Source organism: Colwellia sp. M166 (assembly GCF_024585285.1).
Taxonomy (GTDB): domain Bacteria; phylum Pseudomonadota; class Gammaproteobacteria; order Enterobacterales; family Alteromonadaceae; genus Cognaticolwellia.
The window spans coordinates 2,145,829-2,171,356 of record NZ_CP040755.1; the positions used below are offsets into that span (position 1 = coordinate 2,145,829).

General features: G+C 40.1%; 35 protein-coding genes and 1 tRNA gene. 4 read left to right on the forward strand and 32 right to left on the reverse strand.

The features are described from left to right. Window positions 1-6: 6 nt before the first annotated feature. Genes prsK through FGD67_RS09720 form a run of 3 tightly spaced genes read right to left on the reverse strand, consistent with a single transcriptional unit; the run spans window position 7 to window position 6,101 of the window. The gene (gene prsK, locus FGD67_RS09710; protein ID WP_257174824.1) at window positions 7-2,064 is read right to left on the reverse strand and encodes an XrtA/PEP-CTERM system histidine kinase PrsK; all 2,058 of its coding nucleotides are present in this window, start codon (window positions 2,062-2,064) and stop codon (window positions 7-9) included. A 3-nt stretch (window positions 2,065-2,067) separates the two neighbouring features. Beyond that, window positions 2,068-5,103, reverse strand: coding sequence for an efflux RND transporter permease subunit (locus FGD67_RS09715; protein WP_257174825.1), 3,036 nt, complete (start codon window positions 5,101-5,103; stop codon window positions 2,068-2,070). Between the two features lie 5 nt (window positions 5,104-5,108). Next, window positions 5,109-6,101 carry an efflux RND transporter periplasmic adaptor subunit gene (locus FGD67_RS09720; RefSeq protein ID WP_257174826.1) on the reverse strand — a complete coding sequence of 331 codons (993 nt, stop codon included), beginning with the start codon at window positions 6,099-6,101 and terminating at the stop codon, window positions 5,109-5,111. A 286-nt stretch (window positions 6,102-6,387) separates the two neighbouring features. On the opposite strand from FGD67_RS09720, the gene FGD67_RS09725 reads away from it, so the two are divergent. Both FGD67_RS09725 and FGD67_RS09730 read left to right on the forward strand, forming a co-directional pair. Next, window positions 6,388-6,464 (forward strand) — tRNA-Arg (locus FGD67_RS09725). Window positions 6,465-6,578: 114 nt separating this feature from the next. After that, window positions 6,579-6,989 carry an OsmC family protein gene (locus FGD67_RS09730; RefSeq protein ID WP_257174827.1) on the forward strand — a complete coding sequence of 137 codons (411 nt, stop codon included), beginning with the start codon at window positions 6,579-6,581 and terminating at the stop codon, window positions 6,987-6,989. 119 nt (window positions 6,990-7,108) lie between these two features. Here the strand turns inward: FGD67_RS09730 and FGD67_RS09735 are convergent, their stop codons facing one another. The 29 genes from FGD67_RS09735 to rpsJ all read right to left on the reverse strand — a co-directional run bounded on the left by FGD67_RS09735 (window position 7,109) and on the right by rpsJ (window position 22,041). Next, on the reverse strand, window positions 7,109-8,008 hold the full coding sequence (locus tag FGD67_RS09735) for a phosphoribulokinase (protein ID WP_257174828.1): 900 nt from the start codon (window positions 8,006-8,008) through the stop codon (window positions 7,109-7,111). 156 nt (window positions 8,009-8,164) lie between these two features. Beyond that, complete coding sequence (gene rplQ, locus FGD67_RS09740; protein ID WP_257174829.1) at window positions 8,165-8,572, reverse strand: 50S ribosomal protein L17; 408 nt, start codon at window positions 8,570-8,572, stop codon at window positions 8,165-8,167. Between the two features lie 42 nt (window positions 8,573-8,614). Next, a complete protein-coding gene (locus tag FGD67_RS09745; protein ID WP_257174830.1) occupies window positions 8,615-9,604 on the reverse strand; it encodes a DNA-directed RNA polymerase subunit alpha in 990 nt (329 codons plus the stop codon). A 24-nt stretch (window positions 9,605-9,628) separates the two neighbouring features. Beyond that, window positions 9,629-10,249 (reverse strand): 30S ribosomal protein S4, encoded by a 621-nt coding sequence (rpsD, locus tag FGD67_RS09750; protein ID WP_257174831.1) that lies wholly within the window; start codon window positions 10,247-10,249, stop codon window positions 9,629-9,631. A gap of 33 nt (window positions 10,250-10,282) precedes the next feature. Beyond that, the gene (gene rpsK / locus FGD67_RS09755; RefSeq protein WP_076420861.1) at window positions 10,283-10,672 is read right to left on the reverse strand and encodes a 30S ribosomal protein S11; all 390 of its coding nucleotides are present in this window, start codon (window positions 10,670-10,672) and stop codon (window positions 10,283-10,285) included. Window positions 10,673-10,685: 13 nt separating this feature from the next. Continuing rightward, window positions 10,686-11,042 (reverse strand): 30S ribosomal protein S13, encoded by a 357-nt coding sequence (rpsM, locus tag FGD67_RS09760; RefSeq protein ID WP_081151060.1) that lies wholly within the window; start codon window positions 11,040-11,042, stop codon window positions 10,686-10,688. Window positions 11,043-11,196: 154 nt separating this feature from the next. Then, window positions 11,197-11,310, reverse strand: a complete 114-nt coding sequence (gene rpmJ / locus FGD67_RS09765; protein WP_077287462.1) for a 50S ribosomal protein L36 — start codon at window positions 11,308-11,310, stop codon at window positions 11,197-11,199. A 28-nt stretch (window positions 11,311-11,338) separates the two neighbouring features. Beyond that, window positions 11,339-12,664: a preprotein translocase subunit SecY gene (secY, locus tag FGD67_RS09770; protein WP_257174832.1), complete on the reverse strand. Its 1,326-nt coding sequence runs from the start codon at window positions 12,662-12,664 to the stop codon at window positions 11,339-11,341. 6 nt (window positions 12,665-12,670) lie between these two features. Beyond that, the gene (gene rplO, locus FGD67_RS09775; RefSeq protein WP_077287467.1) at window positions 12,671-13,105 is read right to left on the reverse strand and encodes a 50S ribosomal protein L15; all 435 of its coding nucleotides are present in this window, start codon (window positions 13,103-13,105) and stop codon (window positions 12,671-12,673) included. Between the two features lie 2 nt (window positions 13,106-13,107). Then, window positions 13,108-13,287 carry a 50S ribosomal protein L30 gene (gene rpmD, locus FGD67_RS09780; RefSeq protein WP_077287469.1) on the reverse strand — a complete coding sequence of 60 codons (180 nt, stop codon included), beginning with the start codon at window positions 13,285-13,287 and terminating at the stop codon, window positions 13,108-13,110. Window positions 13,288-13,293: 6 nt separating this feature from the next. Beyond that, complete coding sequence (gene rpsE, locus FGD67_RS09785; protein ID WP_077287471.1) at window positions 13,294-13,803, reverse strand: 30S ribosomal protein S5; 510 nt, start codon at window positions 13,801-13,803, stop codon at window positions 13,294-13,296. 9 nt (window positions 13,804-13,812) lie between these two features. Further along, window positions 13,813-14,166 carry a 50S ribosomal protein L18 gene (rplR, locus tag FGD67_RS09790; RefSeq protein ID WP_077287473.1) on the reverse strand — a complete coding sequence of 118 codons (354 nt, stop codon included), beginning with the start codon at window positions 14,164-14,166 and terminating at the stop codon, window positions 13,813-13,815. 9 nt (window positions 14,167-14,175) lie between these two features. Beyond that, entirely contained in the window at window positions 14,176-14,709 is a 534-nt protein-coding gene (gene rplF / locus FGD67_RS09795) for a 50S ribosomal protein L6 (RefSeq protein WP_257174833.1), read from the reverse strand. An 11-nt stretch (window positions 14,710-14,720) separates the two neighbouring features. Beyond that, on the reverse strand, window positions 14,721-15,110 hold the full coding sequence (gene rpsH, locus FGD67_RS09800; RefSeq protein ID WP_143323570.1) for a 30S ribosomal protein S8: 390 nt from the start codon (window positions 15,108-15,110) through the stop codon (window positions 14,721-14,723). Between the two features lie 19 nt (window positions 15,111-15,129). Continuing rightward, the gene (rpsN, locus tag FGD67_RS09805; RefSeq protein ID WP_126667315.1) at window positions 15,130-15,435 is read right to left on the reverse strand and encodes a 30S ribosomal protein S14; all 306 of its coding nucleotides are present in this window, start codon (window positions 15,433-15,435) and stop codon (window positions 15,130-15,132) included. Between the two features lie 4 nt (window positions 15,436-15,439). Continuing rightward, a complete protein-coding gene (gene rplE / locus FGD67_RS09810) occupies window positions 15,440-15,985 on the reverse strand; it encodes a 50S ribosomal protein L5 (protein ID WP_257174834.1) in 546 nt (181 codons plus the stop codon). Between the two features lie 12 nt (window positions 15,986-15,997). Next, window positions 15,998-16,312 (reverse strand): 50S ribosomal protein L24, encoded by a 315-nt coding sequence (gene rplX, locus FGD67_RS09815; protein ID WP_257174835.1) that lies wholly within the window; start codon window positions 16,310-16,312, stop codon window positions 15,998-16,000. A 12-nt stretch (window positions 16,313-16,324) separates the two neighbouring features. Then, a complete protein-coding gene (gene rplN, locus FGD67_RS09820; protein ID WP_257174836.1) occupies window positions 16,325-16,693 on the reverse strand; it encodes a 50S ribosomal protein L14 in 369 nt (122 codons plus the stop codon). A gap of 403 nt (window positions 16,694-17,096) precedes the next feature. Next, entirely contained in the window at window positions 17,097-17,348 is a 252-nt protein-coding gene (gene rpsQ / locus FGD67_RS09825; protein ID WP_257174837.1) for a 30S ribosomal protein S17, read from the reverse strand. Further along, window positions 17,348-17,539: a 50S ribosomal protein L29 gene (gene rpmC, locus FGD67_RS09830; RefSeq protein ID WP_126667310.1), complete on the reverse strand. Its 192-nt coding sequence runs from the start codon at window positions 17,537-17,539 to the stop codon at window positions 17,348-17,350. The genes rpsQ and rpmC overlap by 1 nt, the downstream gene beginning before the upstream one ends. Further along, complete coding sequence (gene rplP, locus FGD67_RS09835) at window positions 17,539-17,952, reverse strand: 50S ribosomal protein L16 (RefSeq protein ID WP_077287491.1); 414 nt, start codon at window positions 17,950-17,952, stop codon at window positions 17,539-17,541. Before rplP ends, rpmC begins: the two co-directional genes overlap by 1 nt. An 11-nt stretch (window positions 17,953-17,963) precedes the next feature. Next, entirely contained in the window at window positions 17,964-18,662 is a 699-nt protein-coding gene (gene rpsC, locus FGD67_RS09840) for a 30S ribosomal protein S3 (RefSeq protein ID WP_126667309.1), read from the reverse strand. Window positions 18,663-18,673: 11 nt separating this feature from the next. After that, the gene (rplV, locus tag FGD67_RS09845) at window positions 18,674-19,006 is read right to left on the reverse strand and encodes a 50S ribosomal protein L22 (RefSeq protein WP_077287494.1); all 333 of its coding nucleotides are present in this window, start codon (window positions 19,004-19,006) and stop codon (window positions 18,674-18,676) included. Window positions 19,007-19,016: 10 nt separating this feature from the next. After that, complete coding sequence (rpsS, locus tag FGD67_RS09850) at window positions 19,017-19,292, reverse strand: 30S ribosomal protein S19 (protein WP_077287496.1); 276 nt, start codon at window positions 19,290-19,292, stop codon at window positions 19,017-19,019. Between the two features lie 28 nt (window positions 19,293-19,320). Next, complete coding sequence (gene rplB / locus FGD67_RS09855) at window positions 19,321-20,145, reverse strand: 50S ribosomal protein L2 (RefSeq protein WP_126667307.1); 825 nt, start codon at window positions 20,143-20,145, stop codon at window positions 19,321-19,323. Between the two features lie 12 nt (window positions 20,146-20,157). Next, window positions 20,158-20,460, reverse strand: a complete 303-nt coding sequence (gene rplW, locus FGD67_RS09860; protein ID WP_081179727.1) for a 50S ribosomal protein L23 — start codon at window positions 20,458-20,460, stop codon at window positions 20,158-20,160. Next, entirely contained in the window at window positions 20,457-21,062 is a 606-nt protein-coding gene (gene rplD / locus FGD67_RS09865) for a 50S ribosomal protein L4 (protein WP_257174838.1), read from the reverse strand. The genes rplW and rplD overlap by 4 nt, the downstream gene beginning before the upstream one ends. Window positions 21,063-21,077: 15 nt before the next feature. Next, window positions 21,078-21,716, reverse strand: coding sequence for a 50S ribosomal protein L3 (rplC, locus tag FGD67_RS09870; RefSeq protein ID WP_257174839.1), 639 nt, complete (start codon window positions 21,714-21,716; stop codon window positions 21,078-21,080). Window positions 21,717-21,729: 13 nt separating this feature from the next. Further along, window positions 21,730-22,041, reverse strand: a complete 312-nt coding sequence (rpsJ, locus tag FGD67_RS09875; RefSeq protein WP_070375080.1) for a 30S ribosomal protein S10 — start codon at window positions 22,039-22,041, stop codon at window positions 21,730-21,732. Between the two features lie 529 nt (window positions 22,042-22,570). Between rpsJ and fusA the strand changes: the two genes are divergently transcribed. Then, on the forward strand, window positions 22,571-24,667 hold the full coding sequence (gene fusA, locus FGD67_RS09880) for an elongation factor G (protein WP_257174840.1): 2,097 nt from the start codon (window positions 22,571-22,573) through the stop codon (window positions 24,665-24,667). A gap of 220 nt (window positions 24,668-24,887) precedes the next feature. Next, window positions 24,888-25,526 (forward strand): PDC sensor domain-containing protein, encoded by a 639-nt coding sequence (locus FGD67_RS09885; RefSeq protein WP_257174841.1) that lies wholly within the window; start codon window positions 24,888-24,890, stop codon window positions 25,524-25,526. Window positions 25,527-25,528 lie beyond the last annotated feature (2 nt).

A 25,528-nucleotide genomic window follows, 5' to 3' on the forward strand; every position in this document is an offset into this window, starting at 1 on the left:
AAATCCTTATAGTAAATCTTGACTACTTATGGAGCCAGTTAATCTTAATGGTAAATCAATAGTAAAAATTGTACCTTGTTTAGGTCTACTCTCCACTTTAATAATACCGGCCATACTTTCGAAGAATTGTTTGGCTTCGAAGACACCAATGCCCATACCCGCATTACCTTTGGTGGTATCAAAAGGTCGAAATAAGCGCGAATTAATAAACTCTTCACTCATACCACAGCCATTATCTTCAATGATAATTCTAATTATGCGTTTCTTCTTAATTAGTGACACTTTTACCCAACCATCGCTGGCTGTTGCTTCTTGCGCATTCTGTATCAAATGCTGTATCACCGACTGGAACGACTCACTATCAATAAAAGTTTCACAAAGATCCTGTTGTGTAACTTCAACCTTGGGTAGCCTTATATTACACTGCGATACTACTTTTGTAACGATTGTTGCTAAATTGACTTGGCTATGTGAAGACTGCTCAACTTGTTTTTTTCTCAGTTGCGATAAGACTTTTTCTAAGCGTTGCGTTGCCGACTCTACCGTTTCAAAAACATCATCAATAAATGCTGGGTTATTTCGGTGCTTTTCTGCATTAGCCGTAATAAGTGCTAATTGTGCTTGGACATTTTTTAGATCATGGACCAGAAATGCTGACATACGATTAAAGGCATCAAACTGCTTTGACTCACTCAGCTTATCAGTGGCTTCATACAAAGAAATGAAATTACCTAACTGTTTAGATACGGCAAATAATAGATCTCTATCTTCCCAATTAAGTTGCCTAATTTTGTTCGCATCAGCCAATAAAAATAAACCATAAAAGGCTTTACCAATAAAAATAGGAACAATGATTTGAATATTTTTACTTCGACATAAAGCTATATCTAATAATAAGTTAGGATATATAAGAGGCGCATCTTCGTATTCATTAACATCAATAATCCAACCTTGCTGTTGACAAAACCTGCCAACCTCTAATAAATGCTCTTCAACATCCTCATCAATATCAAGTCCATCGCTATATTGCACTTGATAATGCTGATTCGAGACTTTTTTTATTATAGCGCCTTTTAAAGCATCAACTTTTGACATCATAATATGTGTTGCCATTTGATAATGGCTCTCACCACTTGATGTTTCAATTTTTTCAATAAGATTTAGCCATTCATCTCGATATTCATATTTGTTCGCAAAAAAGTTTTTAGCAATGAAAACTTTAACTTTTCGACGTAAAGACTCAGTAATCAAAAGGGCAATTAATACAATGCTACTGAGCATTAGAAAACCAATACTAACTAAACTGCCCCACTCGCCGCCGATATAATTAATCACATAACCCGCGAAAGCCATCAGTAATAAATAGCTGCCGGCGATCATCAACATGGAGCTATAAAACACCACATTACGGGAAACAAAAATACGTACTTCACCATTTTTTACTCGCCGTGTACTAATCAGTATTAATGGTGCAACAAATAATGCCAAATAACCACGGCTATACCAAAAATCAAAATCAATATTGCCCACCATAGTCGCTTGCGCATAGAGTACAAAATCAAAAATGGTGACACTGGCTAAGGCAATAACTAATGGCCAAATAGCCCAGCGTACTTGTAAATTTGCATTGCGATATAATTGCTCTAAGAGCACTAACATCCAAAGATTGAGCACAATAAAGAGTAAAAATATATATTCATAAGCATAATCTAACCAGTAACTTGCCAGCCAGCACCCAGACATTAACAGTGACCAAACAGCAAGATATTGTCGAACATAGTAATTACTCACCAACGATCTTAAGTTACGATGCTCAGTATTAAATAATATAATTAACAAAGACCAACAGGCAAGCTCAATACCATCCGAGAGCATCGTCCACTGCAAGCTAAAGCCCAGCTTGATCTGTAGTGCAGAGACTAAGTTACTGCCCAGCGTTATTAAAGTGCAAAATAACACCCAGCGCGCTAGTAAGCTGTTATTGCGAGCCGCTATAATCAACAGGGAAAATAAAGCATATGCTGCACTTGCTAAAGAAAAACCAATTAAACCAATAAAATCCATAATCTATAATTCGCTACCTGTAGTTTTAGTAAATAACTCGGTCAATATTGGCACGATAATAAAGCTAGCGATGGCAGAGACACATAAACCTGAAATAATCACCACGCCTAATGGTTGCCATAAACTACCACCGAAGAGAGTTAATGGTAATAAACCACCTATAGTGGTTATTGTTGTTAATAATATTGGTGTAAAACGGGTTGAACTGGCTAACAATATTGCCGGTTTCTTAGCCATATTCTCAGCCAAGTTTTTATTGGTGGTATCGACGAGAATAATGGCGTTATTGACCACAATACCGAACAAACTAATTAAACCTATAAATGCCATCATAGAAAATGACAAGCCGGTTATATACAAGCCTAGCACAGCACCAGTCATAGCAAATGGAATGGAGGTGAAGATAACTAGCGGCTGAAGAAATGATTTGAATTGTAAAACCAAAATAGCGAAGATACCAATAGCGGTGATCAGCATAATTTGCGACAAACCAGCAAAAGATTCTTGCCGAGACTCCTCTTCACCACCTAAAAGGTAGTACATACTTGCAGGTAATTGATAATTGTCAAGATAGCTAACAACCTCAGTGGTTATTTGCTGAACAGAATACTCTTTAGCCGCATCAGCAGATACCCGAGCCATACGCAATTTTTGATAATGAAAAAAATCTGTTCGCCCTTTCTGCAGCTTTATTTCTACAAATTGCCCGATTGGGACATTTTCACCTTGTTGATTAACAATCGTTATATCAGAGAGTCCAGCCAAATCACTTTTTGGGCGGCGGACTAGAATCGGATAATTTTCACCATTACTATCATTAAATTGACCAATAAAGGTTCCTGAAAGCGCGGTTTGAATACTGCTATCTAGCTGGTTGATGTCGATCCCTGAAAGTGCGGCTTTATCATAGTCTATCGCTAACGCTAATTCGGTATTTGCAATCCCGATTGGGCTATCTAAATTAATAGCTCCCGGTATTGCCGCTATTTTAGCTGCTAAATCTGCAGCAACACGCTCAAGATCTGATAATGACTCACTAATTAATCGAACGGTAATTGGCTGATCGGTAACCGGGCCTTGCGTAAACTCTTTAACGGTAATCTTTGCTTGATGCCACGCTGAGAACTCTGTTCGCAATGCAGCTACCAACCTATTAACTTCTTTTTCATTATAAGCTTTTAATACCAACAGCAGCTGACCATAGCTTGCAACCCCACGTTTAGGTATTTCATTGTAGTAAATACGAGGGTTAGAATTACCAACGTTAAGGGCGATTTTTTCCACAAAAGGTTGAGTTTCAATAAAATCAGTCATCGAATGCATGACTTCATTAGTGTAATCCAATGAAGAATTAGCTGGGGTTTCAACATCGATCAGTAACATTGATTTCTCGGCTTTAGGAAATAAACTAACACCGACTTGGCCAAAAAGTGATGCCATAGCAAATAAAGCAATAAAAGCACTTACTAGCATAAGTAACTTAGCTCTCATTAAACGACTTAACCAGGCAACATAGTATCGTTCAGCAAAACTATTAACATAAAATTGTAAGGTTTTAACTTTACTCTCTTTTCGACTAAAAAATTTACTTGCAAGTAATGGTGTCAGCGTTAATGCAATCAGTAAAGATGCCAAGAGCACTAACACAACCGTTACCGGCATAGAACGAACAAAATCCCCGGTATCGCTGGCCAACATCAGCATAGGTAAAAAAGCCAACATAGTGGTTACTGTGCCGCTAGTAATTGCCCAACCGACTTTGCTGGCTCCTAATGCTGAAGCACCTGCCAAGTTACTGGTTTTGTGCTTTTCTCGGTGAATGCTCTCGGTTACTACAATGGCATTATCAACCAATAAGCCCAACGCAATAATTAAACCAACAATAGACATTTGTTGCAAACCAAAGCCAGAAAAATCAAGCCAACCAATAGCAATTAAAAAGGATAATGGGATAGCGATAATGATGACAATCGCTTCTCGTAGCCCTAAAAATACTAATGACATTAACCCGACTAGTATCAGACCTTGCCATAAATTATCAAAAAAACCATTCACCCGACTTTCAACACCATCAGACTGTTTAAAAAGCGTGGCTATTTTGATCGTATCGGGCAAAGTCTGCTTGAATGCAGCAATCTCTTGCTCAATAGCCTCAGTGAGGGCAAATATATTAGTATGCTTTCGCTGTTCAGCGGTTAAAAATATTACTGGTTTACCATCATAATAAGCCAAATAACTAGCTTCACGACTGGAAAACTCAACCCGTGCAATATCTTTCAAACGAATAACAGCATTGGCATTAGCAAAAACCACCGTATCATTAAGTTCATCAATATGTTGAAAATTACCACTGGTTTTAACATTAAACCGGCGCGTGTTTGCATCAACAAAACCAGGAGTAATGTTTATAGCTCGCTTTTGCAGCAAGTTATTAATAGTTGCTACACTGATACCATAATGCTTCAACATAGCTAGGTTTAAATCGACTGCAACGACTTGAGTAGGATAGCCCCAAATATCAGCTTTTTTCACCGTCTCAATAGCTTCTAAACGTTTCTCAAGTTGTTTGGCATGAAATTCCATTTTTTTATAATCAGTCGAGTCGCTCCAAAGCGCTAGCTGAATAATAGCGACACTGGTTGGCGTAGCCTTTAACACTAAAACATCTTGAACACCTGCTGGTAGTGTTGGTTTTACCGTTGATACGGCTTGTTTCACTTCGTTATAGGCAGTATTGGGATCGCTACCATATAAAAATGTTACTTCAATCCGAGCACCACCATTCTTAATTTGTGACTCAATTTTTTTGATGCCTTCGATATCGGCAAACTCTTCTTCAAGCGGATCAACAACTAAAGTTTCAATATCTGTCGGTGATGCACCTGGGTAGACAATTTCCAGTAAAGTGATTGGAATATCAAATTGTGGATCTTCAGAACGAGGCATGTGAAAGTATGACACAATGCCCACGAGCACCAAAAGAAGAACAACAGTAAAGGTAAACTGAGCATTATTAATTGCCATACGAGGAAGAAACATAATGACTATGGCCTAGCCAAAGAATAATTTTGCCAACCTTTAGTAACGACTTTTAAAGCCTCATCATTGCGATTAGCTTGCAAGTAAACATAATCATTGTCCAGTTGAAGCACAGAAAAACGATATTGCTTAAAATCAGAGCTTTCTGGAGATTGAGCAATAACAATGGCTTTACCATCATCATCAACCGCAACTAGCGCAGCTATGGGCAGTCGATAAACAAACTTATCACTTTCAAATGCAATACTAACACCTGCAAGTTGCCCTGCTATCATTGCACTAGTGATGTTCATTTCCGGCAATAAGACTTCAATAGTAAATAAATTATCCCCACTATTGGCAAGCGCAGGAATTTTACTGACAGTACCATCAACAATACCCATATGGCTTATCGACACCCTTACGTTTTGCCCTAAATAGACTTGACTAATCTCTTGCCCTGTTAAGGCAACTTTGACCACCCAGTCGAGCTTGGCAACTTTCAAAGCTTCTTGGCCAGGACTTTGTAATTCACCCAACTCAGTATTGCGAGCTAGCACAACACCGGAAAAAGGTGCATAAATTTGTGCTTTTTCTAAATTATAATAAGCCACTTGATAAGCCGCGCGAATAGTTTCGACCTGTGTAATTGCCGTATCCATATCACGTTCAGAGGCCAATTTTTCATCTAATAAACCACTAATTCGCTTTACATCTCTTTTGGCTTGCGTTAATTGCGCATAATATGAGTTTTTATTTTCTTTTAATTCCGTAACATCAAGTGCAGCGAGCAATTGCCCTTGATCGAAGGCCTCTCCCTCATCGACGCTAAGGAGTGCTAAGTAGCCCGCACTTTTAAATGACAAGCTTAATGTCCTTTTATAATCTAACTTACCCGTTCTCTGTATGGTGTTAGTATAAAGCTCAGCACTGATCATTTCGGTGTCAAATGATTGAGCTATTAACGGTTTTGTCAATGAGATAAGTAGTAAAGTAAGTACAATAAGGAATAATTTCATAGCCGAGTGTTTGCTTATAGGATATTGAGATAAATGATATTCTAGCCTTTACTTTAGGCATCTTCACAACGAAAGTACATCTTTTTCAATGCTAGGATCTGCAATAAATATATAAATGCAACACAATAAAAAGTACAACAAGCACTCAACTCAATATCAATCATCGCTAAATTGTTAATCTCATGAAATTAATAACATTTGAGAGGCTAGTCAATAAATCCATATTCTTGCTAGACATAAACAACGATACTCTATACTATTTGCCGCGCTTAAATCATTTCATTATGCACCCATAGCTCAGCTGGATAGAGCGCTGCCCTCCGGAGGCAGAGGTCGCAGGTTCGACTCCTGCTGGGTGCGCCACATTCCCTTATTAATACAACACGAAAATTCCCACTATTTTATCTATAGGGCAGTCTAGCTAATAGCGAGCGAATTCCATACAATATTAATACTCAACGTATTTTGGAAGACATAATGAAAGCAGAAATAAAGTGGATCGGTGATGAATTATTTATGGCGACATCTGAAAGTGGCCATACGCTAGTGTTAGATGCAAATGCCGGAGCCTTAGCCCCGAGTCCATTGGAAAATGTGCTATTATCTTTAGGTGCATGCTCATCAGTTGATGTCGTCAGTATATTAAAAAAAGCACGCCAAGAGATTCAAGGCTGCAAAGTAGAGATCACAGCTAAGCGCGTCGATACAGTGCCTAAATTATTTTCTGATATTCATTTACACTTCATTATTGAGGGCAACAATATCAGTGAAAAACATGTTGAGCGAGCGGTAAGTTTATCTGCTGATAAATATTGCTCTGTGGCCTTGATGCTTAATAAATCGGTCAAAATAACCCATGATTTTGAGATTAAAGTTTTGCAACGATAACCTTTAGCTGTCGGCAGCTAAAACACTTATCAGGCCAGATTGACCTTGCTAGCTATCTCTCCTAATGTTTATCAAATATTCGCAACATTCAGTGAGATAGCTCCCCCAAGGTGATAAATTTATAAGTCACTCATCCAATCAAGTTGCTTATTGGCTTTATTTTTCTTATTCATTAACTCAGTGATCAACGGGGTTAATATCAACTCCATTGCTAAACCCATTTTCCCACCAGGTACCACAAGGGTATTCATGCGAGACATAAATGCACCATCAATCATACTTAAATAATAAGGGAAATCGACATTAGTTGAATCTCTAAATCGGATCACCACAAAGCTTTCGTCCAATGTCGGGATTGCTTTCGCACTAAACGGGTTTGAAGTATCGACGGTAGGAACGCGCTGAAAATTAACATGAGTACGCGAAAATTGCGGGGTGATAAAAGAAATATAATCTTCCATACTTCTAACAATACTCGCCGTAACAGACTCTCGACTATGACCACGTTTATTGGTATCACGTATTATTTTCTGTATCCATTCAAGGTTAACAATCGGTACCATGCCAATAAGTAAGTCTACATGTTTAGCGACATCATTTTTTTCTGTTACTACGCCGCCATGTAAGCCTTCATAAAAAAGTAAGTCTGTGCCATCGCCAAGCTCCTCCCAAGGAGTAAATGTGCCTGGCATTTGGTTATAAGGTACGGCTTCATCAAAGGTATGCAGGTATCTACGCATTTTCCCCCGACCAGTTTCAGAATAGTCCTTAAATAGCTTTTCTAAGGCATCAAAGTCATTAGCTGCATCACCAAAATAACTAATATTACGCTGATCTTCTCTCGCCTTACGCTTCTCTAAATCCATTTCTGGGCGCGAATAACGATGAAAGCTGTCACCTTCAACAGTCGCTGAAGTAATACCTTGCGTGCGGAATATATGTTCAAACGATTCGGTTGTCGTTGAAGTACCAGCTCCTGAAGAGCCTGTGACGGCAATGATCGGGTTACGTGATGACATAAAGTGTATCTGCCTATTTTTACGTGGGTAATTGTTATACGAGGTATTACTTGATGGGTCAAGTTTTTAGCTCGTGTCGGTGTTTTTGAGGCACAAAAAAGCGGAGCCTAGGCTCCGCTTTCAATTCCGACAGAAATAAATTTAGTAAAAACTAAATTATGCTTCTGCGCTAACCTCTTCAACTGCTTCAGCGGCTTCTTCAGCTGCTGGGCGGTCGACAAGTTCAACGTAAGCCATAGGCGCTTTATCACCAGTACGGAAACCACATTTTAAAATGCGAGTGTAACCACCTGGACGTTCTTGGTAACGAGGACCAAGTTCGTTGAATAAAATACCTACTACTTCTTTATCTTGTGTACGAGCAAACGCTAAACGGCGATTTGCAACACTGTCGGTCTTAGCCAATGTAATCAATGGCTCTACAACCATACGTAGTTCTTTAGCTTTAGCTACAGTCGTTTTAATCAAACCGTGCTTCACTAAAGAGCTTGCCATATTGCGGAACATCGCTTTACGATGACTGCTATTACGGTTTAACTGGCGACCGCTTTTACGATGGCGCATAAGTTAATCCTTCTCTCAACTATTAAAAAAACGATGATCGACTTAGTCGTTATCAGCTATGCTTTCAGGTGGCCAGTTTTCTAGGCGCATACCTAGAGACAAACCACGAGACGCCAAAACGTCTTTGATTTCAGTTAGAGACTTCTTACCTAAATTAGGTGTTTTAAGAAGCTCAACTTCAGCACGCTGTACTAAATCGCCAATATATTGAATTGCTTCTGCTTTTAGGCAGTTTGCTGAACGAACAGTAAGTTCAAGGTCATCAACAGGACGAAGCAAAATAGGATCAAACAGTGGTTTTTCCTCTTTTGGCTCTACTTCAGTTACATCACGAAGCTCTACAAACGCATCTAGCTGTTCAGCTAAAATTGTTGAAGCGCGACGAATTGCTTCTTCAGGGTCTAACGTACCGTTAGTTTCCATGTCTAAAACCAGTTTGTCCAAGTCTGTACGCTGTTCAACACGTGCAGAATCAACATCATAGGCAATTCTTACAACGGGACTGAATGAAGCATCAACTAACAAACGTCCGATTGCACGATCTTCTTCCTCGGCATCGCGTCGAGCTGAAGCAGGAACATAACCACGTCCCATTTCAACCTTTATACGCATACTGATAGAGCCATCACCTGTCAAATTACAGATTACATGTGTTGGATTTGCAATTTCTACATCACCATCATGTTGGATATCGGCAGCCGTTACAGGGCCTTCACCGGACTTAGTTAAGGTAAGAACAGCTTCATCTTTGCCTTCTAACTTTATAGCTAGTCCCTTAAGGTTTAACAGTATTTCGATGATGTCTTCTTGCACACCTTCTTTACTGCTGTACTCATGAAGTACACCGTCAATTTCAACTTCAGTTACAGCACAACCTGGCATTGAAGATAAAAGAATGCGGCGTAACGCATTACCTAAAGTGTGACCAAAACCACGCTCTAATGGCTCTAAAGTTACTTTAGCGCGAGTAGCACTAACAGTTTCGATATCAACCAATCGTGGTCTAAGGAATTCGGTTACAGAACCCTGCATTATGTCCTCTCTTAAAGTGCAACTTTACTTAGAGTAAAGTTCAACAATCAACTGTTCATTAATTTCGGCAGACAAGTCAGAACGATCAGGAACACGTTTGAAAACGCCTTCAAGTTTCTTGTTATCTACTTCAACCCAAACTGGCTTCTCACGTTGCTCAGCTAATTCTAAAGCAGCGATAATACGCGCTTGAGTTTTAGATTTTTCACGTATAGAAACTACATCTTCGGCTTTAACAGTGAAAGATGGAATATTAACAACAACACCGTTAACTACGATAGCTTTGTGGCTAACTAGTTGACGAGCTTCAGCACGAGTGCTGGCATAGCCCATACGGTATACTACGTTATCAAGACGTTTCTCTAAAAGTTGCAACAAGTTTTCACCTGTATTGCCTTTTAGACGAGCCGCTTCTTTATAGTAGTTGCGGAATTGTTTTTCTAGTACGCCATATATACGACGAACTTTTTGTTTTTCACGAAGTTGAATACCGTAGTCAGATAAACGACCGCGACGGGCGCCATGTTGACCTGGTATTGTTTCGATTTTACATTTAGTGTCAATTGCTCTAACACCGCTTTTAAGGAACAAATCTGTACCTTCGCGGCGACTAAGCTTTAACTTAGGACCTAAATATCTAGCCATTTTCTTTCTCCAACTATCCTAAAAAAAGTACGATTAAACGCGACGTTTCTTAGGAGGACGACAACCATTATGAGGAATAGGTGTAACGTCAGTAATGTTGGTGATTTTAAAACCAGCAGCATTTAAAGCACGGATAGCAGATTCACGACCTGGACCCGGACCTTTAACGAACACTTCAATATTCTTCAAGCCAAACTCTTGTGCAGCTTTACCAGCACGATCTGCAGCTACTTGCGCAGCAAATGGAGTAGATTTACGTGAACCACGGAAACCTGAACCACCAGCAGTCGCCCATGATAAGGCGTTACCTTGACGATCTGTAAGAGTTACGATTGTGTTGTTGAAAGATGCATGGATATGAGCCATGCCGTCAGCAACTTGTTTTTTTACGCGTTTACGCGTACGTACAGGTGTTTTAGCCATTGTCTAGTTCCTCTTACTTCTTAATTGGCTTACGAGGACCTTTACGGGTGCGCGCATTAGTTTTAGTGCGTTGACCACGTAGAGGAAGACTGCGACGGTGGCGAATACCACGGTAACAACCTAAATCCATAAGACGTTTAATGTTCATTGAAACTTCACGGCGTAAATCACCTTCTACGGTGTATTTATCCACTTCTGCACGAAGCAAATCAATTTGAGCTTCGTCCAATTCACTGATCTTAGTTGACTCTGCAATACCAGTTGCAACACAAATTGCTTTCGCACGTGTTGCTCCGATACCGAAGATCGCAGTAATGGCGATTACTGCATGCTTACGATCAGGGATGTTAATGCCAGCGATACGGGCCACTAAACACATCTCCTACTTTTAATTAAAATTTGCCAGTTGAAAAGCCCGTTAGGATACTCAACCAGCCGCATTTCTTTGCAAATCGAAGCGGCATTATACAGAATTATCTACATAATACCACTTCTAAAAGATTTAGCTTTCGCTTAGGTTAATATTAACCTTGACGTTGCTTATGCTTTGGCTCTTCGCAAATTACACGAACAACACCAGCACGTTTAACAACTTTACAGTTACGACAAATCTTTTTTACGGATGCACGTACTTTCATTTTATACTCCGTTACCTAATGACTCAGCCTAACGACCATAGCCCTTAAGGTTTGCTTTTTTAAGTACATTATCATATTGATGTGACATCAAATGGGTCTGTACTTGTGCCATAAAATCCATTATCACAACTACAATAATAAGTAGTGATGTGCCGCCAAAGTAAAAATTGACGTCCCATGCCATGATAATAAACTGAGGTACTAAACAGATAAAGGTTATATACATCGCACCCGCTAAGGTTAAACGAGTCATAACTTTATCGATATATTTAGACGTTTGCTCGCCAGGACGAATCCCAGGAATAAACGCACCAGATTTTTTCAGGTTATCTGCCGTTTCACGCGGATTGAAAACAAGAGCCGTGTAAAAGAAACAGAAAAATATTATCGCTGCTGCAAGTAACATGACATATAGCGGCTGTCCTGGAGAAATAGCAATTGATACTTCTTGAAGGAAATCAGCAACCATACCATCACCTTGTCCGAACCAGCTCGCAAGCGTGCCAGGGAACAAGATAATACTTGAAGCGAAGATTGGTGGAATAACACCTGCCATATTCACTTTTAAAGGTAAATGTGTGCTTTGCGCGGCAAAAACCTTACGGCCTTGCTGACGCTTAGCGTAGTTAACAACAATACGTCGTTGACCACGTTCCACAAATACTACAAAGAAAGTTGTAGCAAATATAATTACGCCAATTAGCAACAATACTAATAAGTGCAATTCACCTTGACGCGCCGCCTCTGCTGTTTGACCAACAGCTGACGGCATACCAGCAACAATACCTGCAAATATTAAGATCGAAATACCATTACCAATACCGCGTTCTGTAATTTGCTCACCTAACCACATTAAAAACATGGTACCAGTAACCAAACTTACTACCGCAGCAAAGTAGAAACCGAAACCTGCATCCATTACTAGACCTGGCATCATTCCCGGTAAACTTCTTGCAATTGCAATTGATTGTACAGTCGCTAGAACTAAAGTGCCGTAGCGGGTGTATTGACTGATCTTACGTCGTCCAGCTTCACCTTCTTTTTTCAATTCTGCCATTCTCGGGTGCATGACCGTCATTAATTGCATTATGATTGAAGCTGAGATGTACGGCATAATACCTAGTGCCAATACAGAGGCTCGCTCAAGTGCACCACCGGAGAACATGTTAAACATCTCTACGATAGTGCCCTTTTGTTGTTCAAACAACTGAGCTAATACAGCGGCGTCAATACCAGGGATTGGCACAAATGTTCCTAAACGAAGCACAACTAATGCCCCGAATACAAACCATAACCTTTGTTTAAGCTCAGACAATCCGCCTTGCGCTTTATTATCCATTCCTGGTTTAGCCATTCTGTACTATTCCTCGATTTTTCCGCCAGCAGCTTCAATAGCTGCACGAGCGCCTTTAGTAACACCTAAACCACGAACAGTAATTGGACGAGTGATCTCACCAGAAAGCATGATTTTCACAGACACAATGTTACGTGTGATTAAGTTAGCATCTTTAAGGGCAAAGATATCGACAACATCACCTGTGATGTTATTTAGTTCATGTAAACGTACTTCAGCGCGAACTAAAGATTTACGTGACGTGAAACCAAACTTAGGTAAACGTTGTTTCAATGGCATTTGACCACCTTCGAAACCAGGACGTACACTACCGCCAGAACGAGACTTCTGACCTTTGTGACCACGACCACCTGTTTTGCCTATGCCAGAACCAATACCACGACCACAGCGTTTCTTGGCTTTCTTAGCACCTGGTGCAGGAGATAAAGTATTTAAATGCATTATTAATCCTCCACCTTAATCATATAAGATACTTGATTGATCATACCGCGTACAGATGGAGTATCTTCTAACTCTACTGTATGACGAATACGACGTAAACCAAGACCCTTTAATGTAGCTCTATGCTTCGGTAAACGACCGATAGAACTTTTTAACTGAGTTATTCTAACTGTTTTAGCCATGCTCAATTACCCCAAAATGTCTGAAACGCTTTTGCCACGTTTAGCTGCAACAGCTTCAGGCGAATGCATATTCGCAAGAGCAGATACAGTAGCGCGAACTACGTTGATTGGGTTAGTAGAACCGTATGCTTTTGACAATACGTTCTGAACGCCTGCAACTTCAAGTACTGCACGCATCGCGCCACCGGCGATGATACCTGTACCTTCAGAAGCTGGTTGCATGTAAACTTTAGAACCAGAGTGCTTGCCTTTGATAGCATGCTGAAGAGTAGTACCCTTCAAATCAACGGTTACTAAGTTACGACGTGCTTTTTCCATTGCTTTTTGGATTGCAGCAGGCACTTCACGTGCTTTACCGTAACCAAAACCAACGCGACCAGCGCCATCACCAACTACTGTTAGTGCTGTGAAACTGAAAATACGACCACCTTTAACCACTTTTGATACGCGGTTAACTGCGATTAGCTTTTCAGCCATATCACTTTGTTGTGAGTTTTCTTGATTATGATTAGCCATTATCAACCCCTAAAACTGAAGACCAGCTTCGCGAGCTGCATCTGCTAACGCTTTCACGCGACCATGGTAACGGAAACCTGAACGGTCAAAAGCAACACTAGTGATGCCTTTAGCGACTGCACGTTCTGCAATTGCCTTACCTACAGCCGTAGCTGCTTCAACGTTACCTGTTTTTTCTAACTGAGCACTAACTTCTTTGTCTAAAGTAGACGCTGCTGCGATTACTTCAGAACCTGTTGGAGCGATCAATTGCGCGTAAATATGACGAGGAGTACGGAATACAACTAAACGATTCGCACCCAACTCGCTAATTTTTGCACGAGCGCGTTTAGCGCGGCGCAAACGAGATGTTTTCTTATCCATAGTATTACCCTACTTCTTCTTAGCTTCTTTACGACGTACATTCTCATCGCTATAACGAATCCCTTTACCTTTGTAAGGCTCAGGTTTACGGTATGCGCGAACGTTCGCTGCAGTTTGACCGACCAACTGTTTATCAGCACCTTTCAGTATGATTTCAGTTTGGCTAGGAGTTTCAACAGTAATTCCTTCAGGAATTGCGTGATCAACCGGATGCGAGAAGCCTAGAGATAAGTTTAAGTTCTTACCTGCAGCTTTAGCACGGTAACCAACACCGTTTAACAATAATTTCTTTTCAAAACCTTTACTTACGCCTTCAACCATATTATTGATTAAAGAACGAACAGTACCGGCTTGAGCCCAAGCGCCTCTAACGTCAGCAACGATATTAGTGATGATATTGTTTTCTTCTTGAGAAACAACAACCGCATCATGAATCGTGTGAGATAGTTCGCCAATTGGACCTTTAACTTTAATGTCTTGACCTGATAACGTAATAGTAACGCCTGCAGGGATTGCGACTGGTGCTTTTGCAACACGTGACATATTCTGCTCCTTTACTCTACGAAACCAAGAACTTCACCGCCAAGACCCGCATTGCGAGCGGCGCGATCAGTCATTAGACCTTTAGAAGTAGAAATAATAGCGATACCCATACCTGCTAATACTTTAGGAAGCTCTTGAGCACCTTTGTATACGCGAAGACCTGGACGTGAAACACGTTTGATCACTTCAATTACTTCTTTACCTTCAAAATATTTCAATTCAACAGTTAGTTCAGGTTTAGCACCTTCAGCAACTGAAAACTCTGAAATGTAACCTTCTTCTTTAAGTAAGTTGGCAATTGCAACTTTAACCTTAGAAGATGGCATTGTTACTGCAGTCTTTGCTGCAGATTGACCGTTGCGAATGCGTGTAAACATATCCGCGATAGGATCAGTCATCATAACCATTTACTCCCGTGAATTACCAACTAGCTTTCTTAAGACCTGGAACTTCACCGCGCATCATAGTTTCACGTAATTTAATACGGCTTAAACCGAATTTACGTAAGAACCCATGTGGACGGCCAGTAATGTTACAACGATTACGTTGACGACTACTGCTCGAATCACGAGGTAATGCTTGAAGTTTCAATACTGCATCCCAGCGTTCTTCTTCAGAAGAATCTACACCAGAGATGATAGCTTTAAGTGCACTACGCTTTTCAGCATATTGTGCAACCAATTTGGTTCTTTTAGCTTCACGAGCTTTCATTGACGTTTTAGCCATAACTCTACACCTTCTTCTTAAATGGGAAGTTGAAGGCAGTCAATAATGCATGACCCTCTTCATTGTCCTTCGCACTTGTAGTGATAGTGATATCCATTCCGCGAATTTTATCGATTTTATCGTAATCGATTTCAGGGAAAATGATTTGCTCACGTACGCCCATGCTGTAGTTACCACGACCATCGAATGACTTAGGATTCAAGCCACGGAAATCGCGGATACGAGGAATAGAAATAGAGATTAAACGCTCTAAAAATTCCCACATACGTTCGCCACGTAGAGTTACTTTTGTGCCAATAGGATAGCCTTCACGAATTTTGAAGCCCGCAACTGATTTGCGTGCAACTGTCGTGATCGGCTTTTGACCTGAGATTGCAGTAAGATCATTTGTGGCATGTTCTAATACTTTTTTATCAGCAATAGCTTCGCCAACACCCATGTTGAGGGTGATCTTTTCAATCCGAGGGACTTGCATGACACTTTTGTATTCAAACTTCTTTTGAAGCTCTGCAACAATTGTATCTTTGTAAAAATCATGCAGTTTCGCCATCGTTTACTCCAATTAAATTAATTCGTTATTAGATTTGAAGAAACGAACTTTTTTGCCGTCTTCATCTCTAAAACCAACACGATCTGCTTTCCCAGTTTTTGGGTTAACAATCGCAACGTTGGATACATTTAAAGGTGCTTCTTTTTCAACAATCCCACCAGGCTGCTGTAACTGAGGTACAGGCTTAGTGTGCTTCTTGATTAAGTTGATACCTTCAACAAATACTTTGCTTTCTTCAACAAGAACTTTGGTCACTTTACCAGTTTTGCCCTTGTCTTTACCTGCAAGTACGATTACTTCATCATCACGACGAATCTTAGATGCCATTATCGTGACTCCTTATAGTACTTCTGGTGCTAATGATACGATTTTCATAAATTTTTCATTACGAAGTTCACGTGTCACAGGCCCGAAAATACGAGTACCAATTGGTTGTAAGTTAGCATTTAACATTACAGCCGCGTTTTCATCAAAACGGATGGTTGAACCATCTGAACGACGAACACCTTTCTTTGTGCGCACCACTACCGCAGTTAATACATCACCTTTCTTAACCTTGCCGCGAGGATTTGCTTCCTTCACTGCAATTTTGATGATGTCACCAATGCGTGCGTAGCGACGGTGCGAGCCACCAAGAACCTTTATACATTGTACACGACGAGCGCCACTGTTATCAGCCACGTTCAATTGTGATTGCATTTGGATCATTTATATTGCTCCGCTAATTATCTTTTACACATATGAAAAGATAGAAATTTAAGGCCAAAAATTAGACCCGTCACTGCCTTTTACTACCCACCCATAACGAGCGGGCGCGAGATTATAACACCGGTTATTATAAAGTGATACTAAATTTAGCTAAAAAATGAACACTAAAGTGAGTTTAATATACCCGTTACTAAGTCCAACTACTGCCAACAATAACTTTTATTGTTCATAAATAAAGCTCAGTAAAAAGATAATGTCCGTGATAGTAACCGTTCTAGCGGTTCAAAAGCATCAACTAACTTAGGGTTATAATCCGAAATAAGACAACTTTCTTCAGATAATAAAAAGGCCCTGCCGAAGCAGAGCCTTATTAATAGTACTTTTTGTGAATTAGATTAAGCGGTTAAGCCTTTTCTAATACGCTTACCAATGCCCAAGACTTAGTCTTAGAAATTGGTGCACATTCACGAATAGCTACTAAATCACCCGTTGTACATTGGTTAGTTTCATCATGCGCTTTCAACTTAGTTGAACGCGTCATGAACTTACCATATATAGGATGCTTAACACGACGTTCGATCAGGACAGTGATAGACTTATCCATTTTGTCACTGATGACACGACCTTGTAGTGTACGAATTTTTGCTTCGCTCATTACTTACCTGCCTTTTCAGTTATGATAGTCTTAACACGCGCGATATTACGGCGTACATTTCTTAGCAAATGAGTTTGTGCTAATTGGCCAGTGCTTGCTTGCATGCGATAGTTAAACTGTTCGCGTAGCAATTCAAGCAATTCAGCGTTTAGCTCTTCAATGCTTTTTTCTTTCAATTCGCTTGCTTTCATTACATCACCGTTCTAGTTACGAAAGTAGTTTTGAAAGGAAGTTTGGCTGCTGCTAAAGCAAATGCTTCGCGTGCAATCTCTTCCGAAACACCTTCCATTTCATAAAGAACACGACCAGGAAGAATTTGGCATACCCAATATTCTACTGAACCTTTACCTTTACCCATACGAACCTCAAGAGGTTTTTTGGTAATTGGCTTATCAGGGAATACTCGAATCCAGATTTTACCTTGACGCTTCACGTGACGAGTCATTGCTCGACGAGCTGCTTCAATTTGACGCGCAGTCATACGACCACGTTCCATTGATTTTAACCCGAAAGTACCGAAGCTAACTGAGCTACCAGTGTGTGCAAGACCACGGTTACGCAGTTTAAATTGCTTACGGAATTTAGTACGTTTTGGTTGTAACATTACTTATTCCTCTACTTACTGGTCTTGCGGTTAGGTTTTCTTTTAGGCTTAGCTGCTGGTTGCTCAGCTTGTAATGGCATTTTGCCAATTACTTCACCTTTAAAGATCCATACTTTGATACCGATAACACCGTAAGTGGTATCAGCACGCGCAATTGAGTAATCAATGTCAGCACGTAAAGTGTGTAGTGGAACACGACCTTCACGATACCATTCAGCACGAGCAATATCTGCACCACCAAGACGACCACTTACTTGTACTTTAATACCTTTTGCGCCTAGACGCATAGCATTTTGTACAGCACGTTTCATCGCACGACGGAACATTACACGACGCTCTAATTGACTAGCAATGCTGTCAGCAACAAGCTGCGAATCCATTTCTGGTTTACGCACTTCAGCAATGTTGATTTGAGCAGGAACACCAGCAATTTTAGAAACCGCTAAACGTAATTTTTCTACATCTTCGCCTTTTTTACCGATTACAACACCCGGACGAGCCGTGTGAATTGTAACGCGGATAGATTTAGCTGGACGTTCAATTACGATTTTTGATAATGAAGCACGCTTAAGCTTTTCAGTTAAATATTCACGAACCAAATGGTCACCGTGTAAATTAGCTGCGAAATCTTTAGTACTTGCAAACCAAGTAGACGCGAAAGGTTTCGTGATACCTAGGCGTATACCATTTGGATGGACTTTTTGACCCATTCTAATATCTCCTAGCTATCAGATACAATCACAGTAATGTGACTTGTACGCTTAAGGATACGATCCGCGCGACCTTTCGCACGAGGCTTAATACGTTTCATTGTTGGACCATCGTCAACCATAATAGTTTTTACGATAAGTTCGTCAATGTCTGCACCTTCATTGTGTTCTGCGTTAGCAATCGCTGAATCAAGTACTTTTTTAACCAAAACAGCAGCAGATTTATTGCTGAATGTTAAGATTTCAAGTGCTTTTTCAACGTGTAAGCCGCGGATTTGATCCACAACTAAACGTGCTTTTTGCGCTGAACCACGGGCAAATTTATGTTTAGCAATAGCTTCCATCTAATTTCCCCTATCTCTTCGCTTTCTTATCCGCGACATGGCCACGGTAAGTACGAGTTGGTGCAAATTCACCTAATTTATGACCGATCATTTCATCAGTTACAAATACAGGTACGTGTTGACGGCCATTATGGACGGCAATGGTCAATCCGATCATGTTTGGTATGATCATTGAACGACGGGACCAAGTTTTAATTGGCTTTTTATTCCCGCTTTCCACCGCTGTCTCTACCTTCGTCAACAAGTGTAGGTCTATAAATGGACCTTTCTTGAGAGAACGTGGCATGGTGATTCCTCTTTAATTAAAAGTACTATTACTTAGTACGACGACGTACGATAAATTTATCGGTACGCTTGTTAGAACGAGTCTTGTAACCCTTAGTTGGTACACCCCAAGGTGATACCGGATGACGACCGCCTGATGTTTTACCTTCACCACCACCGTGTGGATGGTCAACTGGGTTCATGGCAACACCACGAACAGTTGGGCGAACACCGCGCCATCTTGAAGCACCAGCTTTACCCAAAGAGCGAAGCATGTGTTCAGAATTGCCGATTTCACCTAAAGTAGCACGACAGTCAGACTCAATTTTACGCATTTCACCAGAGCGAAGACGTAAAGTGACATATGCACCGTCTTTAGCAACTAACTGAGCGTAAGTACCAGCAGCACGTGCAATTTGAGCACCTTTACCTGGCTTAAGTTCGATTGCATGCACAACACTACCTAATGGTGTGTTGCGTAATGGCATTGTATTACCTACTTTGATAGGAGCATCAACACCTGACTGGATTGAATCTCCAGCGCTTAAGCCTTTAGGGGCTAAGATGTAACGACGTTCACCATCTGCATATAATACAAGTGCAATGTTAGCAGAACGGTTTGGATCATATTCCAAACGTTCAACTTTTGCAGGGATACCATCTTTATTACGTTTAAAGTCAACCATACGATAATGTTGCTTGTGTCCACCACCAATGTGACGAACCGTAATGCGACCATTATTGTTACGACCGCCAGACTTAGACTTAGTGTCTAACAATGGTGCGTAAGGCTTACCTTTATGCAACTCCGTGTTTACCACTTTAACTACGTGGCGACGACCCGGAGAAGTAGGTTTACATTTAACTATAGCCATTTTCGTAAACTCCTATGATTCCGCGCCGACGAAGTCGATGTCGCTGCCTTCAGCAAGAGTAACGTATGCTTTTTTCCAGTCGCTTCTGCGACCAAAACGAGCACCAGTACGTTTCACTTTACCTTTAACATTTAATGTGCGAACACCGTCAACTGAAACTTCGAAAAGTTTCTCAACAGCAGCTTTGATTTCAGCTTTAGTAGCAGTAGTAACAACTTTGAAAACAACCGTGTTGTTTGCTTCAGCGGCCATTGTGCTTTTCTCAGAAATGTTTGGTGCTAAAAGCACTTTCAGTAAACGTTCTTCGTTTATCATCCTAACATCTCCTCAAGTTGTTTAACTGCAGACGCAGTCATCAAAACTTTTTCGAAACCAACCAAACTAACTGGGTCAATACCGTCTACGTCACGAACGTCAACTTTATACAAGTTACGCGCTGACAAGAACAAGTTCTCATCAAGTTCTGGAGTAACGATTAATACGTCTTTTAACTCCAAACCGTTTAGTTTAGCTACTAATTCTTTAGTTTTTGGTGTTTCAACTGTAAAATTTTCTACCACAACTAAGCGTTCTTGACGAACTAACTCAGAAAGGATGCTTTTAATCGCACCACGGTACATTTTACGGTTAACTTTTTGGCTGTGATCTTGTGGCTTAGCAGCGAATGTTACGCCACCTGTACGCCAGATTGGACCACGACTAGTACCAGCACGTGCACGGCCAGTACCTTTTTGACGCCATGGTTTTGCGCCACCGCCACTAACTTCTGAACGAGTTTTTTGAGCACGAGTACCTGCACGAGCACCTGCTGCATAAGCAACTACTACTTGGTGTACAAGAGCTTCATTAAACTCAAGTCCAAAAGTTGTTTCAGAAACTTCAAGAGCGCCTGAAGCGTCTTTTAATGCTAATTCCATCACAAATCTCCTGGACTAGGCTTTAACAGCTGGTTTGATGATTACGCTACCGTTGATTGCACCCGGAACCGCACCTTTAATAAGGAGCAAGTTACGTTCTGCATCAACACGAACCAATTCAAGGTTTTGCGTAGTTACTTTCGCAGCACCCATATGACCAGACATTTTTTTACCTTTAAAAACACGACCTGGTGTTTGACACATACCTATCGAACCGTTTGAACGGTGAGATAGTGAGTTACCATGAGTTGCATCTTGCATTGAAAAATTCCAACGCTTAATACCACCTTGGAAACCTTTACCTTTTGAGGTGCCAGTAACATCCACTAATTTCGTGTCATTGAATAGCTCAACAGTGATTTCACTGCCAGCTTCAAGACCTTCGCCTTCATTTGCATTTAAACGGAATTCCCACAGGCCACGGCCTGCTTCGATACCAGCTTTTGCAAAATGTCCGGCTGTTGGTTTGTTAGTACGATTAGCTTTTTTGCTACCCGTAGTAACTTGAAGCGCTGAATAACCATCATTGTCAACAGTTTTAACCTGAGCAATACGGTTCGCTTCAACTTCAAGGACTGTAACAGGAGTAGAAACACCATCTTCAGAGAAGATGCGAGTCATACCCAATTTACGTCCAACTAGACCTATAGTCATGTTAAAACTCCTATTAACCCAAGCTAATTTGAACGTCAACACCAGCTGCAAGATCTAAACGCATTAATGCGTCTACAGTCTTTTCAGTTGGTTCTACGATATCAATCATGCGTTTGTGAGTACGAATTTCGTACTGATCACGTGCATCTTTGTTAACGTGTGGTGAAGTCAAGATAGTGAAACGTTCTTTGCGTGTAGGAAGTGGAATTGGACCACGAACCTGTGCGCCTGTACGTTTAGCAGTATCAACGATTTCAGCTGTTGATTGATCAATCAAACGATGATCGAACGCTTTCAAACGAATGCGAATTCTTTGATTTGACATTAAGACAAATCCCCATTTTAAAGAACAACAAAATACTGCCCATCACCTTTTTTATGTAAAGGGGGGAGTATCGCTATAACATTCAACTCCATATCGGAGTTGCTGTGTTGTTAACTATTAATTATAAAAACTAATACGTTAACTAAAAATACGAAGAGTTAAACTCGACGTGGAGCGGTATTATACAGAGACAGACGATAATTTCAACTATTTTTGTAAAACAGCTAGGATAGTAAATAGTTATCACTGCAACTTATCAATATTGAGTCTACGATGGCGTGCCTGATCTTTTTATTAAATGATAATTCGTCTTACCTATATATAAGCAAAGCAAGTTAATTCTGCTTGGTAACTTATGATCCGAGTAAAAGCTAATTTTACCTAAAGATTATATTTTTCACCCTAGTTTAGCGATAATTAGTAAACTTCAATAATTTTTTATGTCGATTTTAGTTAAGTAATGATATACTCGCGCGCAAATTTTCAACAATTCCACTTTTTTAGTGATTCAATTAAATAGAGTAAAGTAATGGCAGATTTAGCTAAATACAGAAATATTGGTATCTTCGCTCACGTTGATGCTGGTAAAACAACGACAACTGAACGTATCCTTAAATTAACAGGTAAAATTCACAAAACTGGCGAAGTTCATGATGGTGAGTCTACAACTGACTTCATGGAACAAGAAGCTGAGCGCGGTATTACTATCCAATCTGCTGCTGTTACATGTGAATGGAAAAAGCACCGTTTTAACGTAATTGATACTCCTGGTCACGTTGACTTCACTGTAGAAGTTTACCGTTCACTTAAAGTACTTGATGGTGGTATTGGTGTATTCTGTGGTAGTGGTGGTGTTGAACCACAATCAGAAACTAACTGGCGTTATGCCAACGACTCTAAAGTAGCGCGTTTAATCTTCGTTAACAAATTAGACCGTTTAGGTGCTAATTTTTACCGTGTTACTGATCAAGTTAAAAAAGTATTAGGTGCTCACCCACTTATTATGACTTTACCAATTGGTGAAGAAGATGACTTTGTAGGTGTTGTTGACGTTTTAAGCCAAAAAGCTTACGTTTGGGATGATTCAGGTCTTCCAGAAAATTACGAAATTACAGATATTCCAGCCAATATGGTTGATGATGCTGCTATATACCGTGAGCAAATGATCGAAACTGCACTAGAAGCAGATGAAGATTTATTAATGGATTACTTAGAAGGCGAACTTACGCCTACTGAAGAGCAAATTAAAGCTTGTATCCGTAAAGGTACACGTGAATTAATGTTCTTCCCAACTTACTGTGGTTCAGCATTTAAAAACAAAGGTATGCAGTTAGTGCTAGATGCCGTTGTTGATTACTTACCTTCACCAACAGAAGTTAATCCTCAACCATTAACTGATGAAGAAGGCGAGCCTACTGGTAAATTCGCTATCGTTGATACTAAAGAAACCTTCAAAGCGTTAGCATTTAAAATTATGGATGACCGCTTTGGTGCGCTTACCTTTATCCGCATTTATTCTGGTACCTTAAATAAAGGTGATACCATATTAAACTCGTTCACAGGTAAAACTGAACGTGTTGGCCGTATGGTTGAAATGCAAGCGGATGACCGTACTGAGCTTTCTTCTGCTCAAGCTGGTGATATCTTAGCTATCGTAGGTATGAAAAACGTCCAAACAGGTCACACGCTATGTGATCCTAAAGATTCATGTACATTAGAAGCGATGGTTTTCCCTGAACCAGTAATCTCTATCTCAGTAACACCTAAAGATAAAGGTGGTTCTGAGAAAATGGGTATTGCTATCGGTAAAATGGTTGCAGAAGATCCAACATTCCAAGTGGAAACTGATATTGATTCAGGTGAAACAATTTTACGTGGTATGGGTGAACTTCACTTAGACATTAAAGTTGATATTCTTAAGCGTACATACGGTGTTGATTTAACTGTTGGTAAACCACAAGTTGCTTACCGTGAAACTATTACTCAAGAAATTGAAGATAGCTACACGCATAAGAAACAATCAGGTGGTTCTGGTCAATTTGGTAAAATTGATTACCGTATCCGTCCAGGTGAGCCAAACTCAGGTTTCACATTCACTTCTAAAGTTGTTGGTGGTAACGTACCGAAAGAATTCTTCCCTGCTGTTGAGAAAGGTTTCAAAAGCATGATGGATACTGGTGTACTTGCTGGCTTCCCTGTACTAGATGTTGAAGTTGAACTGTTCGATGGTGGTTTCCATGCTGTCGATTCATCTGCTGTTGCCTTCGAAATCGCTGCTAAAGGCGCTTTCCGTCAGTCAATTCCAAAAGCTGGTGCTCAGTTAATCGAACCTATCATGAAAGTTGATGTGTTCACTCCTGAAGATCACGTTGGTGATGTTATTGGTGATTTAAACCGTCGTCGTGGCATGATTAAAGACCAAGAAGCTGGTGTTTCTGGTGTTCGTATTAAAGCTGACGTACCGCTTTCAGAAATGTTCGGTTACATCGGATCTTTACGTACAATGACATCAGGTCGTGGGCAATTCTCTATGGAATTCTCTCACTACTCACCTTGTCCAAATAACGTAGCTGAAGCAGTAATTGCTGAAGTTAAAGAACGTGAAGCAGCGGCTAAAAAGAAATAGTTATTTATAACCACTCTTTTTAAAGAAAGTTCAAAAAAGGATGCTTCGGCATCCTTTTTTATTATCTAAAACTTTCTAAATTTGTCGCATGCAAAATATAGCCATTACTAAAGCGCGTGATAAAGTTTTAGTTAAGTACTTATGTTTTTTGAATATTTGCTAACTTTGCGCTCTTAAACCACACCTAATAAGAACAATAATTTAGCAGGTAGCTACCAAGATGTTTAATTTTTTAAGCCGTTCAATAATGCGCCAATTGGTTATTACCATTTCAAGCACGGTCGCTTTTTTACTTATCATTACCTCCTTTTTCGTTTTATCTAATGTCAGTGATAATACCCGTAAACAACTTATATCTGATATAGAGAATATCGTCACAATACAATCGACAAAAGTAAAAGACTTCTTTGTTGCTAAAGGTCAAATCAATCATAGTGTATTTTCAAACCCACTGGTTATTGACTGGTTTAGTGATTACGATCTGCGATTAGCAAATATTAGCACTAACAAACCGTATCAGGACGTGACTCGCTATTTTAAATATTTTTCAGAACAAGATCCGGCGATAAAAAGTGTACTTTTTGGTAGTGAAAATACCCATGAATACTTTGATTTAAACGGTCGTTATGATGATGCCAAGTATTTCACCAATCAGCGTCCCCGGTGGAAACAAGGACTAAGTAAAGGAAAAATGTACGTTACCGACCCAGCTGTAGATAATAACGACGGTTCAGTTTCGGCTGCCATAACATCTCCCTATTACTTGCCAAATGGCAAACTTCTTGGCATTGGTGACATGGATATATTAATCACTACCATAGGTAAAGATTTACTCACCCATATTAAATATAAAAATTAAGG